Annotated in this window: 16 protein-coding genes; 11 read left to right on the plus strand and 5 right to left on the minus strand. The window is 46.9% G+C overall.

Going from position 1 to position 14,996, the window contains the following annotated elements; translation table 11 throughout:
• Positions 1–18: 18 nt before the first annotated feature.
• From R7E38_RS18385 to R7E38_RS18415, 7 genes are read left to right on the plus strand one after another with little or no spacing between them, the layout of a single operon-like run.
• Positions 19–618, plus strand: a complete 600-nt coding sequence (locus R7E38_RS18385) for a prepilin-type N-terminal cleavage/methylation domain-containing protein (protein WP_318081964.1) — start codon at positions 19–21, stop codon at positions 616–618.
• Complete coding sequence (gspI, locus tag R7E38_RS18390) at positions 605–994, plus strand: type II secretion system minor pseudopilin GspI (protein ID WP_193837240.1); 390 nt, start codon at positions 605–607, stop codon at positions 992–994. The genes R7E38_RS18385 and gspI overlap by 14 nt, the downstream gene beginning before the upstream one ends.
• A complete protein-coding gene (gene gspJ, locus R7E38_RS18395) occupies positions 981–1,658 on the plus strand; it encodes a type II secretion system minor pseudopilin GspJ (RefSeq protein WP_132936677.1) in 678 nt (225 codons plus the stop codon). Before gspI ends, gspJ begins: the two co-directional genes overlap by 14 nt.
• Positions 1,651–2,661: a type II secretion system minor pseudopilin GspK gene (gene gspK, locus R7E38_RS18400; protein WP_171344450.1), complete on the plus strand. Its 1,011-nt coding sequence runs from the start codon at positions 1,651–1,653 to the stop codon at positions 2,659–2,661. The genes gspJ and gspK overlap by 8 nt, the downstream gene beginning before the upstream one ends.
• Positions 2,630–3,832 (plus strand): type II secretion system protein GspL, encoded by a 1,203-nt coding sequence (gene gspL, locus R7E38_RS18405; RefSeq protein WP_033905912.1) that lies wholly within the window; start codon positions 2,630–2,632, stop codon positions 3,830–3,832. Before gspK ends, gspL begins: the two co-directional genes overlap by 32 nt.
• Before the next feature lie 7 nt (positions 3,833–3,839).
• On the plus strand, positions 3,840–4,331 hold the full coding sequence (locus R7E38_RS18410; RefSeq protein ID WP_318081972.1) for a type II secretion system protein M: 492 nt from the start codon (positions 3,840–3,842) through the stop codon (positions 4,329–4,331).
• A gap of 1 nt (position 4,332) precedes the next feature.
• On the plus strand, positions 4,333–5,094 hold the full coding sequence (locus tag R7E38_RS18415) for a type II secretion system protein N (RefSeq protein ID WP_158173559.1): 762 nt from the start codon (positions 4,333–4,335) through the stop codon (positions 5,092–5,094).
• Between the two features lie 280 nt (positions 5,095–5,374).
• On the opposite strand, the gene cysQ is transcribed toward R7E38_RS18415, so the two are convergent.
• From cysQ to R7E38_RS18435, 4 genes are all read right to left on the minus strand, one after another.
• Positions 5,375–6,202: a 3'(2'),5'-bisphosphate nucleotidase CysQ gene (gene cysQ / locus R7E38_RS18420; protein ID WP_005379308.1), complete on the minus strand. Its 828-nt coding sequence runs from the start codon at positions 6,200–6,202 to the stop codon at positions 5,375–5,377.
• Positions 6,203–6,246: 44 nt separating this feature from the next.
• Positions 6,247–6,816 (minus strand): ADP compounds hydrolase NudE, encoded by a 570-nt coding sequence (gene nudE, locus R7E38_RS18425; protein ID WP_005379309.1) that lies wholly within the window; start codon positions 6,814–6,816, stop codon positions 6,247–6,249.
• 176 nt (positions 6,817–6,992) lie between these two features.
• Entirely contained in the window at positions 6,993–7,577 is a 585-nt protein-coding gene (gene nfuA / locus R7E38_RS18430) for a Fe-S biogenesis protein NfuA (RefSeq protein WP_005379313.1), read from the minus strand.
• 97 nt (positions 7,578–7,674) lie between these two features.
• The gene (locus R7E38_RS18435) at positions 7,675–8,400 is read right to left on the minus strand and encodes an amidophosphoribosyltransferase (RefSeq protein ID WP_025998648.1); all 726 of its coding nucleotides are present in this window, start codon (positions 8,398–8,400) and stop codon (positions 7,675–7,677) included.
• 84 nt (positions 8,401–8,484) lie between these two features.
• Between R7E38_RS18435 and bioH the strand changes: the two genes are divergently transcribed.
• Both bioH and R7E38_RS18445 read left to right on the plus strand, forming a co-directional pair.
• On the plus strand, positions 8,485–9,252 hold the full coding sequence (bioH, locus tag R7E38_RS18440; RefSeq protein WP_005384724.1) for a pimeloyl-ACP methyl ester esterase BioH: 768 nt from the start codon (positions 8,485–8,487) through the stop codon (positions 9,250–9,252).
• A gap of 124 nt (positions 9,253–9,376) precedes the next feature.
• The gene (locus tag R7E38_RS18445) at positions 9,377–9,841 is read left to right on the plus strand and encodes a hypothetical protein (protein WP_005379316.1); all 465 of its coding nucleotides are present in this window, start codon (positions 9,377–9,379) and stop codon (positions 9,839–9,841) included.
• A 104-nt stretch (positions 9,842–9,945) separates the two neighbouring features.
• Here R7E38_RS18445 and R7E38_RS18450 read toward each other — a convergent pair whose 3' ends face one another.
• A complete protein-coding gene (locus tag R7E38_RS18450; protein ID WP_005379317.1) occupies positions 9,946–12,267 on the minus strand; it encodes a Tex family protein in 2,322 nt (773 codons plus the stop codon).
• Positions 12,268–12,496: 229 nt separating this feature from the next.
• Between R7E38_RS18450 and R7E38_RS18455 the strand changes: the two genes are divergently transcribed.
• Together R7E38_RS18455 and greB are read left to right on the plus strand one after the other, a co-directional pair.
• Entirely contained in the window at positions 12,497–14,377 is a 1,881-nt protein-coding gene (locus R7E38_RS18455) for an ATP-dependent zinc protease (RefSeq protein WP_318081965.1), read from the plus strand.
• 117 nt (positions 14,378–14,494) lie between these two features.
• Positions 14,495–14,986, plus strand: coding sequence for a transcription elongation factor GreB (greB, locus tag R7E38_RS18460; RefSeq protein ID WP_005379321.1), 492 nt, complete (start codon positions 14,495–14,497; stop codon positions 14,984–14,986).
• Positions 14,987–14,996 lie beyond the last annotated feature (10 nt).

Below are 14,996 nucleotides of genomic sequence, written 5' to 3' on the forward strand. Positions count from 1 at the left end.
CCAGCACTAATGAAACAAATGCGAAAACATAACGGTTTTACATTGATAGAAATTCTATTGGTGCTGGTTTTGCTATCTCTTACGGCTGTGGCCGTGCTCTCGACGTTACCGACTAGCCAAAAAGATCTTTCCAAGCAGTATGCTCAAAGCTTTTTTCAGCGTTTACAGCTGCTCAATGAAGAAGCGGTGCTGAGCGGTAAAGATTTTGGCGTTCGAGTGGATGATGCCAAATCGACCTACGCTCTACTGAGTTTAACCTCAGAAGGTTGGCAGCCCCTGAAATTAAAGCAGATTCCGAGCAAAACCAAGCTAGAAGAAGATATTACGCTACAACTCGAACTCGGCGGTGGTGCTTGGGATAACGATGAGCGCTTATTCAAACCAGGTTCTCTTTTTGATGAAGACATGTTCGCAGAAGAAGAGGACGAAAAGAAAATTGAGCCACCGCAAGTGTTTATCTTTTCCAGCGCTGAAGTCACGCCATTCACCCTGTCTTTTTTTCCGCAAAATGGTGATGCCTTTAATGACGGTTGGCGAGTCATTGGCAAAGAAAGTGGACAAATTTTGTTATTAGCTCCGGGCGAAGAAGTGAAAGAGGATGAGAATGCGCAATTTTAAGCAAGCTCGCCTAAATTTGAGTCATCGCCGGACGAGAGGCATGACCTTACTGGAAGTATTGGTCGCACTGGCAATTTTCGCTACCGCTGCCATCAGTGTCATTCGCTCCGTGAGCCAGCATATTAATACAATCAGTTATTTAGAAGAAAAAATGTTTGCAGCCATGGTTGTGGATAATCAGATGGCAAATGTGATGTTGAATACCGGAGAACTCAAAGCGAAAAACGGCACAGAAGAGCTGGCAGGACGCACTTGGTTCTGGAAAGTCACGCCAGTCGCCACGACGCAGCCATTGCTGAAAGCATTTGATGTGAGCGTCTCGGTAGAGAAAAGCGCGAGCCCTGTAGTAACGGTACGAAGCTATGTGGCGCAATAATCATCTCCGCGCAAACACGCGCCAAAGGGTGAAAGGTTTTACACTTATTGAAGTGTTGGTATCGATTGCCATCTTTGCCAGTTTAAGTGTCGCTGCGTACCAAGTGGTATCGCAAGTACAGCGTAGCAATGCGCTATCACAAGAACGAACCCAACGCTTAAACGAAATTCAGCGTGCCATGGTTATGATGGATAACGATTTTCGTCAAATGGCGATGCGTCAAACGCGTACTAATGGTGAAGAGCCTGCTAGCCGGCTAATTTTTTGGTCCGATTACTTGTTGGACTCCGATACCAAAGGGCTGATGTTTGCCCGTTTAGGTTGGCACAATCCTCAGCAGCAGTTCCCTCGTGGAGAAGTAACCAAAGTTGGCTATCGCTTAAAAGAAGAAACACTGCAGCGAGTATGGTGGCGCTATCCTGATACGCCGGTTGGGCAACAAGGTACTGTTACTCCATTGCTAACGCAGGTCGAGTCATTTGATATGCGTTTCTATGATGGTAAGCAATGGAAAAAAGAGTGGGCTGAAGAAAAAGCGCTGCCGAAAGCGGTTTCTGTTGTTCTCACTCTCAAAGATTATGGAGAAATTGCCCGCACTTATCTCACTCCTGATGGCACATTGAGTCAGAAAGAGGAAAGTTCAGGAGACAGCAATAATGGTTAACCGTCAGCGCGGTGTTGCTTTGATTATAGTGTTGATGTTGCTGGCGATTATGGCGACGGTTGCTGCCAGTATGTCGGAACGTTTGTTCTTGCAGTTTCAGCGAGGCGCTAATCAAATCAATTACCAGCAAGCGTATTGGTACAGCCTTGGCGTCGAGGCGCTAGCAAAAGTGGGTATCGAGCAAAGTTATAAAGACACCGACACGATTAATATGAGTCAACCGTGGGCGATAAAAGAGCAAGTCTATCCGTTAGATTATGGTCAAGCGGCGGGACGAATTAGAGACAAGCAAGCGTGCTTTAATCTAAATGTATTGAGTCGTGTGCAACCAACGGGTCAGCAAATTACAAGACCATATTTAGTGAATGTATTGCAGCGCCTATTAGAAGAGTTGGGTGTCGAGCCATATCAAGCAGAAATCATTGCAGACTCTACTTGGGAATACATTGATGCTGACGACTCTGTCCGTTCGACTACTGGGGTTGAAGACAGCACATATGAAGCGATGAAGCCTTCCTATTTAGCATCAAATGGTTGGATGGCAGATGCTTCCGAGTTACGGGCTGTCTATCAGGTGAGTGGTGAAATTTTCCAAAAATTGGAGCCGCTGGTCTGTGCATTACCAAGTGATGACTGGCGTTTAAACGTGAATACGATTGATGTTGAGCAAACTCCGATTTTGGTGGCAATGTTCTCACCAAACTTAAGCAGTAGTGATGCGATTCAGCTAATTGAAAAACGCCCATTTGATGGGTGGGATAGCATTGATGAATTTTTAGCAGAGTCAGAAATGGCTGGCTTAAGTGAAGATGTAAAGAAAAACGCCAAAGGCTATTTGGGTGTGGATAGCGCCTTTTTTGAATTGGATGCACAAGTGTTGGTGGATGAATCACGTGTACGTATCCGAAGCCTTTTGCAAAGTACAAATAGAGAAACGGTGACCGTAGTTCGCCGTCGTTTTGGAGGGATCAGTGAGCGAGTTTCTGACCGTTCGGCTGAGTAGCGAACAACAAAGTACCATTCCTTGGGTGGTGTGGTCGACAGATCAACAGGAAGTGATTGCTAGCGGTGAAATCGCCGGGTGGGAACACTTAGATGAATTGGTCTCATATGCTGGTCAGCGCCAAGTTGTGGCGCTGTTGGCGAGTAATGATGTAGTCCTGACGCAAGTGGATATACCACCTGGTGCAACACGCCAATTCGAGGCTATGTTACCGTACTTAGTGGAAGACGAAGTTGCTCAGGACGTTGATGGCCTGCACTTTAGCGTGTTGGGTAAACAAGCGGATAAAGCGCAGATTTGCGCAGTTGAACGTGCTTGGATTCAGACTGTACTGCAACGTTTCTCAAGCCAAGGTATCGCCATTAAACGCATTTTACCCGATGTGCTTGCGTTACCGGTTCGTGGAGATCACAGCAGTGCTGCAATGATTGGCGAGCAATGGCTAATTCGTCACTCTGCGACAGAGGGCGCGGTTGTCGACGCTTCTTGGTTAGACCTTTACCTCTCTTCTTATCTACAAAATCATGAAGGTTGGAAGCTCGATTGCTTTAGCTCGGTCCCGGAATCTGCGTTACCTGAAATATGGGATCCGCAACCAGAAGAAATGACGATGGCTTTACTGGCGAAGGGGGTGACAGAAAGCAAAGTCAATTTGCTGACTGGGAGCTTCAAGCCGAAATCTTCTTGGGGTAAATACTGGAAGCTCTGGCAAAAAGCCACCATTGCTGCGGGGGTGCTTATCGTCGTTATGGTTGCGCAGCAGTTGCTCGTGGTCCATAAGTACGAAGCACAAGCTCAAGCGTATCGTGAGGAGAGTGAGCGTATTTTCCGCCAGGTGTTCCCAAATAAACGACGCATTCCTACCGTTAGTTACCTCAAACGACAAATGGATGATGAAGAGCGCCGCTTATCTGGTGGAAGTGGTCAGCAGGCAATGTTGTCATGGTTGGCGGCATTACCCGCGACGCTTGGTCAGGTCAGTGACTTGGAGATCACTAGCTTTAAATACGACGGACAACGTGGCGAAGTACGTATTCAGGCTCGTAGTTCAGACTTCCAACCTTTTGAGCAGGCTCGTGTGAAATTGGCAGAGAAGTTTAATGTTGAGCAAGGTCAGTTGAACCGTAGCGATAACGTTGTGGTTGGCAGCTTTGTTTTGAAGCGTTTGTGAGGTGATGATGAAAAATTTAATTTCTCAAGCTCAGGTTTGGTGGAGCAGCATCTCGCAGCGTGAGCAGCGTTTGGTCATGGAATGTGGCGCTATTGCCGTTATCGGTATTATTTATTGGGGTTTATTACAGCCAATGAGTCAACGTGCGGAGCTAGCTCAGTCACGTATTCAAAGTGAAAAGCAGTTGCTAGCTTGGGTACAAGATAAAGCGGATGGCATCACTGCACTGCGAAAAAGCAGCGGTGTGAGCTACTCTAGTCAACCGTTGAATCAGTTGGTTTCTTCTTCAGCTCGTCGTTATAAAGTTGAGTTGATTCGAGTACAACCTCGTAATGAGAGCGTTCAAGTGTGGATCAAACCACTCGCGTTTAATCAACTAGTGGATTGGTTACGTTACTTGAAAGAGCAACAGGGTATTGAAGTCGAATTTTTAGATATCGACCGAACAGAGCAAGCGGGCATGATCGATGTAAACCGCCTTCAGTTTAAGCGAGGTTAAGGTGAAGCGAGCAGTACTTTACGTTGTTATCTTTATCGTCTTTTTTTCAGTCAGTCTTTTAATGGGATTACCAGTCTCTTGGGTGTTACAACAAGCACCAACAGTGAGAGGCCTGGACATTCAAGGAGCCAACGGTTCGGTATGGCAAGGTCAAGCTTCTAGTATTCGTTGGCAGCGCCAGAACCTTGGAGAAGTTAATTGGGATTTCCAATGGTCGAGTCTACTGACAGGTAAAGCTGAGTTTGCTGTGCGCTTTGGTCGTGGTAGTGAAATGGACGTTCGTGGGCGCGGTTTTGTCGGTTATAGCTTAAGTGATGGCCCTTATGCCAAAAACTTAGTTGCCTCGATTCCGGCGGTAAAAGTTGTTGAGCAAGCGCGCCTCCCTGTGCCTGTTGGTGTTGATGGGCAACTTGAGCTGAATATTCGTCATGCGACTTATGCTGCGCCTTGGTGTAAGAACGGTGAAGGCACTTTAGTATGGAATGCCAGTGGTATTCAAAGCCCCGTTGGCAGCTTAGATCTCGGTCCTGTGATTGCCGATATAAACTGTCAGGATAGTGTATTGACGGCAACTGGTGAGCAGGGCAGCAAACAAGTCTCTGCGGCGTTTTCCGCTGAACTGATGCCTAATCAACGGTACTCAACCAAAGCGTGGTTCAAACCTGGTGCAGAGTTCCCATCCAGCATGGGGGAGCAACTGAAATGGTTGGGTAAGCCGAATGCTCAAGGTCAATATGAGTTTAATTACCAAGGGCGCTTCTAACCTATCGTGACAAAATCCAATATCTTAAAAGAGCTGCTATTGTGCAGCTCTTTTTGCTTTTGGAAAAACCTCTATTCGCTGTGCATTGGGAATGAATGGAAATTTAAAACCATGATTTTTAATTGATTTGTTTTCTTTCGTTCAGCTTTACAGGCAATTGGAACATAGTAGGCCAAATACTCCAAGTGCTGTACAGAAGGTCAAAAAGAAAAGGCCACGAAGATATTCGTGGCCTTTCTATTGCTAGAATTTTGTGCTCTAAATTTTACCGATAGGGCGCTTAATCTTTGCGTTGTAAAATCTCATTCCAAGGTAAATCCGCATCACCAAGAACAATAAAGTTCGGGTTTTCTAGTGTTTCCCGCTCGTTATATGACAGCGGTTCTAATTGCGTGCTGAGAATACGTCCGCCAGCTTCTTCAACAATGCATTGTGTCGCAGCGGTGTCCCACTCACCTGTTGGACCTAGTCGGAGATAGCAATCTACCGCCCCTTCCGCGACGAGGCATGCTTTCAATGCTGCAGAACCGAGCGGTATTAAGTCGTAATTCCAGGCGCTGCTCATACGGTTAGTAATACGATTGATGTCTTGGCGACGACTAATAGCAATTGCGATGCTTTGCTCTGGCTGTTCGTGTTTGTGTGTATGGATTTTGACGCTGTCCGACATGTCGGGAATTTTCCAGGCGCCTTTGCCATTATAAGCGTAGTAAGTCACGCCAGATACAGGGCCGTAAACGACGCCCATGGTTGGTCGATTGTTGTCGACCAACGCAATAATAGTGGCAAAGTCACCACTGCGAGCGATGAATTCTTGAGTACCATCAAGAGGGTCGACTAACCAATAACGTTCCCACTGAGCGCGTTGCTCTAAGCTTATGTCTGCGTCTTCTTCTGACAACACGGGAATGTCAGGCGTCAGATCACTCAAGCGTTCAGTGATGAACTTGTGAGCTGCAATATCTGCACTTGTTACGGGAGTTTCGTCACTTTTGGTGTAGGCCTCGTATTGCTTCTTTTCATATATTTCGAGGATCATTTGCCCAGCACTGCGGGCAATCTCGATGACTTGAGGAAGTAGGTGAGATAGATCTTTTGTCATTGGCATAAGTGATAGTCCTTACTCACAGTGTTATTCGGTTCTAATGACCGTTATTGGTTATGCTTGTGAGTGGTGTTTGGTAAGTGTTTCAGTGCCAACATTAGCGCTGTGATGCTTCGTGCTTCACAGAAATCCATGTGAGTTAATAACTCTTCGGCTTGCGCAAGTGGCCAACGCACAATTTCCAGTGGTTCAGGCTCATCGCCTTCTTGCTTCTCTGGATAAAGCGCCTGTCCTAAAAATAGAGTCATTTTGCTCGAAAAGTAAGATGGCGCGAGGATAACTTGTTTCAACGGGGTTAACTGATTACAGCCAAAGCCGATTTCTTCTTTTAACTCACGATCCGCAGCTTGGTGTGGTGTTTCTCCTGGGTCAATCAGCCCTTTTGGGAAACCTAGCTCGTAACGTTCAGTTCCAGCGGCGTATTCACGCACCAGTAATAAATCGCCTTGTTCTGTTACAGGGACTACCATTACAGCATCTCGTCCACTTGGCTTCATACGCTCATAAGTACGGTGCTCACCATTGGAAAAACGAAGGTCGAGCGCTTCCACAGCAAACAGTTTGGATTTTGCAACCGTCTGGCATGAGAGTATCTCTGGTGGGGTTCGTTTCGGCATGACGCTGGCTCCTTGGTGTCGTTGGCGTTTACGAGATGCGTAAGATTCTTAATATATGAGAACTCCGCCTGAGTTTCTAGCGGATTTTACGAGTCGAGCTAAGCATCTCAGCATCACCTCAGTATCGATACAAAAATGGGAGACCGAAGCCTCCCATTTTCTGACAGTGTTTACTCTTAGTAGTAAGAGTGATCACCACGGTCATGTTCTGTAGCATCACGAACTGCGGTTAGTTCACCAATGAACTGGTTTAGCAGCTCTTTCTCGATGCCTTCTTTTAGTGTTACGTCAACCATAGAACAGCCATTACAACCGCCACCAAATGCAACAATCGCAACACCGTCTTCAGTGATCTCAACCAAGTTTACGTGACCACCGTGGCCAGCAAGTTGTGGGTTCACTTGAGTTTGGATAACGTACTCAACGCGCTCAACCAGTGGTGCGTCGTCCGCAACTTTACGCATTTTAGCGTTAGGTGCTTTTAGCGTTAGCTGAGAGCCCATTTTATCGGTAACAAAATCGATTTCAGCGTCTTCAAGGAATGGCAGGCTTAGCTCATCCACGTAAGCTGAAAAACCGCTGTAAGAGAGTTCAGTGTCGGTCGATTCTACTGCTTCTGGTGGGCAGTAAGACACGCCACACTCAGCGTTTTGTGTACCTGGGTTCACAACGAAAATACGAATGTTAGTGCCTTCAGGTTGTTGACCTAAAAGGTTAGCGAAATGCGTTTGCGCAGTTTCTGTAATAGTAATATTTGACACGACGAATACCCGAGTAAATTTGTAGGTTACTGCTGCTATTCTACTCTTGTTGACGTATGGGTCTAGTCTTTTTGATGCTAAGGCATGGCGAAGCGATCTAGAGAGAACGAGGAGCAGGTGTTCTGCAGATGCAGTAAATATCGATGCTTTCTACGCCAACTTCAAGTAGTAAATGACATAATTGTCGGACGGTACTGCCTGTGGTGACTACATCATCGACGATGGCAACATGGGAAGAGTGAGGTTGCTTATTGAGAATAAACGCGCCTTTTAAGTTTTGTTCACGGCTTGTTTTGGTATTACCACGCTGTGATTGGGCGAGCTTTACTCGACGAAAGACCTTCGCATCAAAATTAGTCTGCAATTGCTTGGCGAGGTGTCGGGCTAAAACATCACTTTGATTAAAACCCCGGCGCAGGTAACGCTGCCAGTGCAATGGCACACTGGTAATGATTGGAGCTGGCGTGGTGATGCGCTGTGCCAGTTGCTCGGTTAATGCTTTTACATGCCAAGACTCTCCGTGATCTTTAAAGCGTTGTACTTCCCGTGAAAGGGGAAAGTCGTAATCGCCTAACGTGTATAGCCTTTGCCATGGCGGTGGCTCTGAAAGACATTCACCACAAATACTATCCGTACTCATTTCTTCTTTCTGTAATGATAAACCGCAGCGTTGACATCGTTTTACCGGAGTTAGGTATTTTAAACAGTGCTCGCACCAGCGCAGAGTATTTGTGTGGCTTGGTGTTTGAATAGGGAACCGACACAGGCCGCATTGACTGCTCAATACACGATGCATGATGTTTTGCCAGTGATGAGATAACATAGCGTTTATTCATGGTGATATTTTACTCAGCCTAACGCTTGGCTGAAGCCGTAGGGAATAAAATAAGTGGGAGAGATTGAGAGCATGAGCACGAAATTACACTGGCAGTCATTTGGTCAGGGACCAGATTTGGTGTTACTTCATGGGTGGGGCATGAATGGTGCGGTATGGCAGCAGACAGTCGAGTCTCTTCAACCTTATTTCCGAGTTCATGTGGTTGACCTTCCGGGGTACGGACATAGCGCCGAATCTCATGCTGAAGATTTAGACCATATTGCTAACTTGGTGGTGCAAGGTGCGCCAGAGAAAGCGATTTGGCTTGGTTGGTCCCTCGGAGGTTTAGTGGCGACGCATGTGGCATTAAATATGCCCGAGCGCGTGGCTAAGTTGATTACGGTTGCCAGCTCACCAAAATTTGCCGCAGAAAAACCGTGGCGTGGCATTCAACCGAATGTACTGAGTGCGTTCACCTCTCAGTTGCTAGAAGATTTCTCACTGACCATTGAGCGCTTTATGGCGTTGCAAGCGATGGGCAGCCCATCAGCGCGTAAAGACGTTAAACAGCTCAAGCAAGCGGTACTATCGCGCCCTCAGCCAAACCCTGAATCGCTGTTGGTTGGGCTAAACATCCTTGCTGATGTGGATCTGCGCGATGCGTTGACGTCTCTTTCTGTTCCAATGTTGCGTCTTTATGGCCGTTTAGATGGGTTGGTGCCAATTAAAGTAGCTAACGATTTAAGTGAACAGTTGCCTCATACCCAGCAGTTTGTTTTTAATCAGTCCTCTCATGCGCCTTTTATCACCGAACATGACGAATTTTGTGTTCAAATCCGAGAGTTTGCTCACGATTGAGCAAGTACGAGCGGAAATACCTCAAGTTGTTTAAAAAGTGGTCGATATAAAGGCTGGTGAGGTTTTATTAGCCAATAAAGCTAAGCCATATTGACGAGTTGGGCGACTCTGAGGAGGGTTCGCAATGATTGTGTCACCGACCAACGTAAGTGTGCCACTGATCGCCCCATCCGTGAATGTGCAGACGGAACAAGCAGCTCGCGACAATAAAGTCCGAGAGCCTGTAACGCCAACGGTCGCATTGGCCAAAACCAATGCAGAGCGAAAAGTAAAAGGTGACGACAAGCGCCGACGTCAGTCTTCTTGGGATCCTTCAGAGCATCCTGATTATGATATGGAAACGGAAGTCGACACGCGTTATCAAGAAGAGCCGGAAGATACACTAGAACGGCTTTTTAGTTTGCTTGCGCTCAAATCGTATAGTGAAGACCAGGGGAAAGGCTACGCGATCCGCTTTCGCTTACCAAAGCGCATTTTGGATGCTGCGATCAATGAAGGATTAATGGAAAAGCGCAGGAAGGTGATCAAGTTTCATTATGGTCATGCAGTCGCTCCCCATACCCCGTCAGAAGTGATAGCAGTATTATGACGACTCAATATCCTACTCAAACAAAAACGCTCCAAGCAGGTTGACTGATTGGAGCGTTTTCTTTTTAGTTATGAAAGCTCGTTAGCGGTGAAGCCTAGGTAAGGTTACTTTTTCGCTTTAGCAAACGCCGCCGCAAATGCACCGCCCATCGCGCTGTTCGATGACGAATCATCACGGCGAGGCTGACGACGCTGCGGTTGGTCATTACGACGTGGCGCTGCTGATGAGCGTTGGCTGCGGTTGTCTTGACCCGGTTCGTCGTTCATACGCATCGATAGACCAATGCGCTTACGCTGCACGTCCACTTCCATCACTTTCACTTTGACGATGTCGCCTGCTTTCACCACTTCACGTGGGTCAGACACATAACGATCTGTCAGTGCAGAAATATGCACAAGACCATCTTGGTGAACGCCGATATCAACGAAGGCACCGAAGTTGGCTACGTTAGACACCACGCCTTCTAGAATCATGCCCGGTTCCAAGTCAGATACCGAGTTTACACCTTCTGCAAAGGTCGCCGTTTTGAATTCTGGACGTGGGTCACGACCCGGCTTGTCTAACTCTTTGATGATGTCTGTAATGGTTGGAACGCCGAAGTTATCGTCGGTGTAATCGACCGCATGCAGACCTTTAAGGAAGCTTGAATCACCAATCAGTGCTTTGATATCTTTGTTGTTCTTCTCAGAAATCGCTTTGACCACTGGGTACGCTTCTGGGTGAACCGCAGACGCATCAAGTGGGTTCTTACCATCCATAATACGCAGGAAGCCCGCACACTGCTCGAACGCCTTAGGACCTAAACGAGGTACTTTCTTCAAGGTTGTACGTGCTTCGAAGCGGCCGTTCTCATCGCGGAAGTCGACAATGTTCTGCGCGATGGTGCTTGATAAGCCTGCTACGCGCGTCAGTAGCGCCGCAGAAGCAGTGTTCACATCAACACCAACCGCGTTTACACAGTCTTCCACAATCGCATCTAGGCGTTTTGCCAACATAGATTGGCTTACATCGTGCTGGTATTGACCCACACCAATAGATTTCGGATCAATTTTCACGAGTTCAGCCAATGGATCTTGCAAACGACGTGCAATCGACACTGCACCACGCAGTGATACGTCCATATTCGGGAACTCTTTTGCTGCAAGCTCAGACGCTGAGTAAACCGAAGCCCCTGCTTCACTTACGATGATCTTCTGAACTTTCAGGTTGCCACGTTTGATGACGTCTGCGACAAAGCTGTCGGTTTCACGTGAAGCCGTACCGTTACCAATCGCAATCAAATCCACGTTGTACTTACGCACCAACTGCTCAACGATTTGTGCTGACTTGTCGTATTGTTTTTGTGGTGGGTGAGGGTAGATGGTTTCGGTTGCAAGCACTTTACCTGTTGAGTCGACAACCGCGATTTTTGAACCTGTACGCAGACCCGGATCTAGACCAAGTGTTGCACGAGGGCCAGCCGGTGCTGCCATCAACAAGTCTTTTAGGTTAGTGGCGAATACTTCAATCGCTTCGATTTCAGCGCGCTCTTTCATTGCGCCCATTAGCTCGGTTTCCATGTGCATCGATACTTTGATGCGCCATGCCCAGCTGATCACTTGCTTACGCCAGGTATCCGCCGGTGCGCTGCTTAGCGTCACGCCATAATGGTCTGCGATAATCGTTTCGCAGTAAGACTGACGAGCGCCTTCTTCCTGTTCTGGATCAGCATTCATTGCCAATGTCAGGAAGCCTTCGTTACGGCCACGCAACATCGCCAGTGCGCGGTGCGATGGCACTTTGCTTAGGGGCTCGTTGTGGTTGAAGTAATCTTTAAACTTCTCGCCTTCTTGCTCTTTGCCTTCAACGACTCGTGAGACCAGTTCCGCATTGCGATTTAAGTGGTTGCGAATTTTTTCCAGTAAGTTTGCGTCTTCTGCGATGCGCTCCATGATGATCGCGCGAGCGCCATCCAATGCAGCTTTGGTGTCTGCGATGCCTTTGTCTGCATCAAGGTATTTGCTTGCTTCGCTTTCTGGCTCGGTTTGTGGATGATTCCAAAGCTGATCTGCGAGCGGCTCAAGACCAGCCTCAATCGCGATCTGACCTTTCGTACGACGCTTGGGTTTGTAAGGTAGGTATAAGTCTTCAAGACGAGTTTTGCTGTCTGCCTGCGCGATCTCTTGTTCTAGCTCTGGCGTCAGTTTGCCTTGCTCTTGGATTGATTTGAGGATGGTTTGGCGGCGATCATCCATTTCACGAAGGTAAGACAGACGGCTGTCCAAAGTACGCAGCTGGGTATCATCAAGGCCCCCCGTCACCTCTTTGCGGTAACGTGCAATAAAAGGGACAGTGTTGCCATCATCAATTAGGGTGACAGCGGCGTTGACTTGCTCTGGGCGAACATTCAGTTCTTGAGCAATCATGCGACAGATAGCTTGGCTCATCCGTGTTTTCTCTTTTAATTCAGTTTTGGTTGTATAGAACATTGGGGTCGTTCGAAGAATTTGCAATGTTTTAAATTAACGAGGCAAAAATTTACCGGGCGCTGGTGGACATCAGTCAGATTTATGTCAAAACTGTAATTAAATTGAGAACTTATATCCGCAGTTATCGACTAACCTAATTCCACGGTTGTTGATATCACTAAATGTACCTCGGCTTATACGGATAATCATGATGAAAAAAATGTCTTTGGCGTTAGCGCTTACGAGTGCCTTACTTGTCGCCCCGCTTAGTTGGGCGCAGTCTATCTCAGGAACCACACAAGCTCCCGTTTATCAGCTCGATAACAAATTGGTACTAGGGCGTGTGGAGAGCGTCTACTACAGTGACATTCCGGAACTAAAAGCGGTGTCATTTATTGGCAAGATTGATACTGGTGCAGATACGACATCGATGCATGCGGAGAATATCCATGTCAGTAGTTCACACCCAGATTACCAAGATTTGAAAGATAACGAGTTACTTTGGGCGATTGTCGATGACTTAGGTGGTACGAAGGCAAAGTGGGACGCCGACAGCTTTAAGCCATATCAAGTAAAGGTTAGCTTTACGGTTCCTCACCCTTATACAGGGAAGGAAATACAGATTACCGATGATCTGGAAAGAGTGAGCGCGATTCGCAGTCGAACAAGCAAAAAGCCCATCCTACGCCCGACAATAAAAATGCCGATGACAATCGCTGGTCACACCGTTGATACGGAAGTGAACCTGACCAAGCGTACGCAATTCTCTTCTCCTATCTTGATTGGTAAAACCTATCTCGATGATAACGCATGGGTCTTCGCTGGTTACGATTACCTTCAAGAACAGCCACGCGCAAAAATGATTGGCAAAAAAGAGACGGTTGAAGTCGAAGGTGTGCCATATAAGATCAGCATCTCAACTTCTAGCCGTTATACCAACGTCCATGCACTGGACATCAAGGTAGACAAAAAGCATAACGAAGTCTCTTTTATGTTAGAGGGCGAGAATGGCAAGCGTCATCCAATGACATTACCCTTGGTACGAATGCTGAAAACGACCAAAAGCGAGCGCCCTTTAGTCTATTTACCCGTCAAAGTCGGCGAAAATGAAACTCAACGTTGGTTGGTGTATCTGCGTGATCGCAGTAAGTTCAGTTCGCAAATTCGCTTAGGTCGGGACGTCGCGAGTCAGCACTTTGTTATTGATACGGACAGAGAAAATCTACTGGGTGGCGTAGAAAAAACGTTCAAAAGCGCACTCAAATCAAAACCTCTTGTCGTTTCACCAGAAGAACAGGTCACCATTGATGGTTATACCGTCCCTGCTTACCCCACTTTTACTGTGAAAACGCCATTACTGCGTGTAAATGGGTTTGAAGTAACAGAAAAAGGTAAGGATGAGTCCGTCACGTTTTATTTAATGAACGATGAGGGAAAAGAAGAAAAAATCACCAAACCAGTGTTGAAAAAGCTCAAGGTTGGCAGCGCAGTGCGCCCTGTTGTTGAAGGAGACTTTCTTCTCGGTAGGAAAGACACATCAATGAAGTTTGCGCTCGATGTGCTTGATGAGGGTGACACTCAACCCTTTTTCGTCTTTGGTCATGACATAGCCAAGGGGGGTGTGTTACTGAACACTCGCGCAGACCATCTACTAGATGTAAGGCCACTTTTCAAAGCTGGCCATATCGAAGTGGCGGAAGTTGAGGGGATGTCTTTCCCTGTGAAGTTAGACACGGGTGCAGATGTAAGCTCAATCAATGCTAAGAACATCAAGCAGTTTAAGAAAGACGGCAAAGACATGGTGAGCTTTACCTATGAGAACGATCTTGGCATGAAACAGGCGTTTACTAAGCCTGTTGTTGACGTCATGCGTATTAAAGCGAAGAAAGGCGAGAAAGCGAACGTACGCCCTGTGGTTGAAATGCATGTTAAGCTTGGCGAATTAGAGAAGAAGATCCGAGTCAACTTACAGGACCGAGGTCGCTTCCATTACAGCATGATTTTAGGTAAAAACTTCCTAAAACATGGCGCGGTTGTTTCGAGTGATACGAATTACATCGTGACGCAAAAACCGGATTACGAAAAGTAACACTCTGGCCGCCTTATCACCTTGATACCCAAAGCCTGAAAAACATTGGATCTTTGGGTATATCATCTCCTTAATGCTGCCAAAGAGCAGCATTTTTTAGTTGAGATAGGAGTTAATTTGAAAACTAAGCTGATTACACGAGAAGGTTACAACAAACTCAAACAAGAGCATGATTACCTTTGGAATGAAAAGCGCCCGGAAATCACCAAGATCGTCACTTGGGCTGCGAGCCTGGGCGATCGCTCAGAAAATGCGGATTACACCTTCAATAAACGTTTACTCCGTCAGATCGACCGTCGTGTCCGCTTCCTTCGTAAATTCCTGCCAGAAGTCACGATCGTTGACTATTCTCCGCAACAAGAAGGCAAAGTCTTTTTTGGTGCATGGGTGGAAATAGAAAATGAGGCAGGAGAAGTGAAAAAGTTTCGTATTGTCGGGCCTGAAGAGATTTATGGCGATGCGAAAGACTACATCTCTATCGATTCACCTATGGCGCGAGCGATGTTGAAAAAACAAGTGGATGAAGAGTTCACGGTACGCACCCCAGAAGGTGAAAAAGAGTGGTTCATCAACTCAATTGAATATACTCAACCGGCCTCGGAAGACTGAGGCTTTATCA

The sequence above is a fragment of the Vibrio sp. Vb2131 genome, assembly GCF_033338535.1.
Classification (GTDB): domain Bacteria; phylum Pseudomonadota; class Gammaproteobacteria; order Enterobacterales; family Vibrionaceae; genus Vibrio; species Vibrio alginolyticus.

Coding starts and splice junctions, on each gene's coding strand:
- R7E38_RS18385 (WP_318081964.1), top strand. CDS start 19: ATGCGAAAACATAACGGTTTTACATTGATAGAAATTCTATTGGTGCTG.
- gspI (WP_193837240.1), top strand. CDS start 605: ATGCGCAATTTTAAGCAAGCTCGCCTAAATTTGAGTCATCGCCGGACG.
- gspJ (WP_132936677.1), top strand. CDS start 981: ATGTGGCGCAATAATCATCTCCGCGCAAACACGCGCCAAAGGGTGAAA.
- gspK (WP_171344450.1), top strand. CDS start 1,651: ATGGTTAACCGTCAGCGCGGTGTTGCTTTGATTATAGTGTTGATGTTG.
- R7E38_RS18410 (WP_318081972.1), top strand. CDS start 3,840: ATGAAAAATTTAATTTCTCAAGCTCAGGTTTGGTGGAGCAGCATCTCG.
- cysQ (WP_005379308.1), bottom strand. CDS start 6,202: ATGCCAATGACAAAAGATCTATCTCACCTACTTCCTCAAGTCATCGAG.
- nudE (WP_005379309.1), bottom strand. CDS start 6,816: ATGCCGAAACGAACCCCACCAGAGATACTCTCATGCCAGACGGTTGCA.
- R7E38_RS18435 (WP_025998648.1), bottom strand. CDS start 8,400: ATGTTATCTCATCACTGGCAAAACATCATGCATCGTGTATTGAGCAGT.
- bioH (WP_005384724.1), top strand. CDS start 8,485: ATGAGCACGAAATTACACTGGCAGTCATTTGGTCAGGGACCAGATTTG.
- R7E38_RS18445 (WP_005379316.1), top strand. CDS start 9,377: ATGATTGTGTCACCGACCAACGTAAGTGTGCCACTGATCGCCCCATCC.
- R7E38_RS18450 (WP_005379317.1), bottom strand. CDS start 12,267: ATGAGCCAAGCTATCTGTCGCATGATTGCTCAAGAACTGAATGTTCGC.
- R7E38_RS18455 (WP_318081965.1), top strand. CDS start 12,497: ATGATGAAAAAAATGTCTTTGGCGTTAGCGCTTACGAGTGCCTTACTT.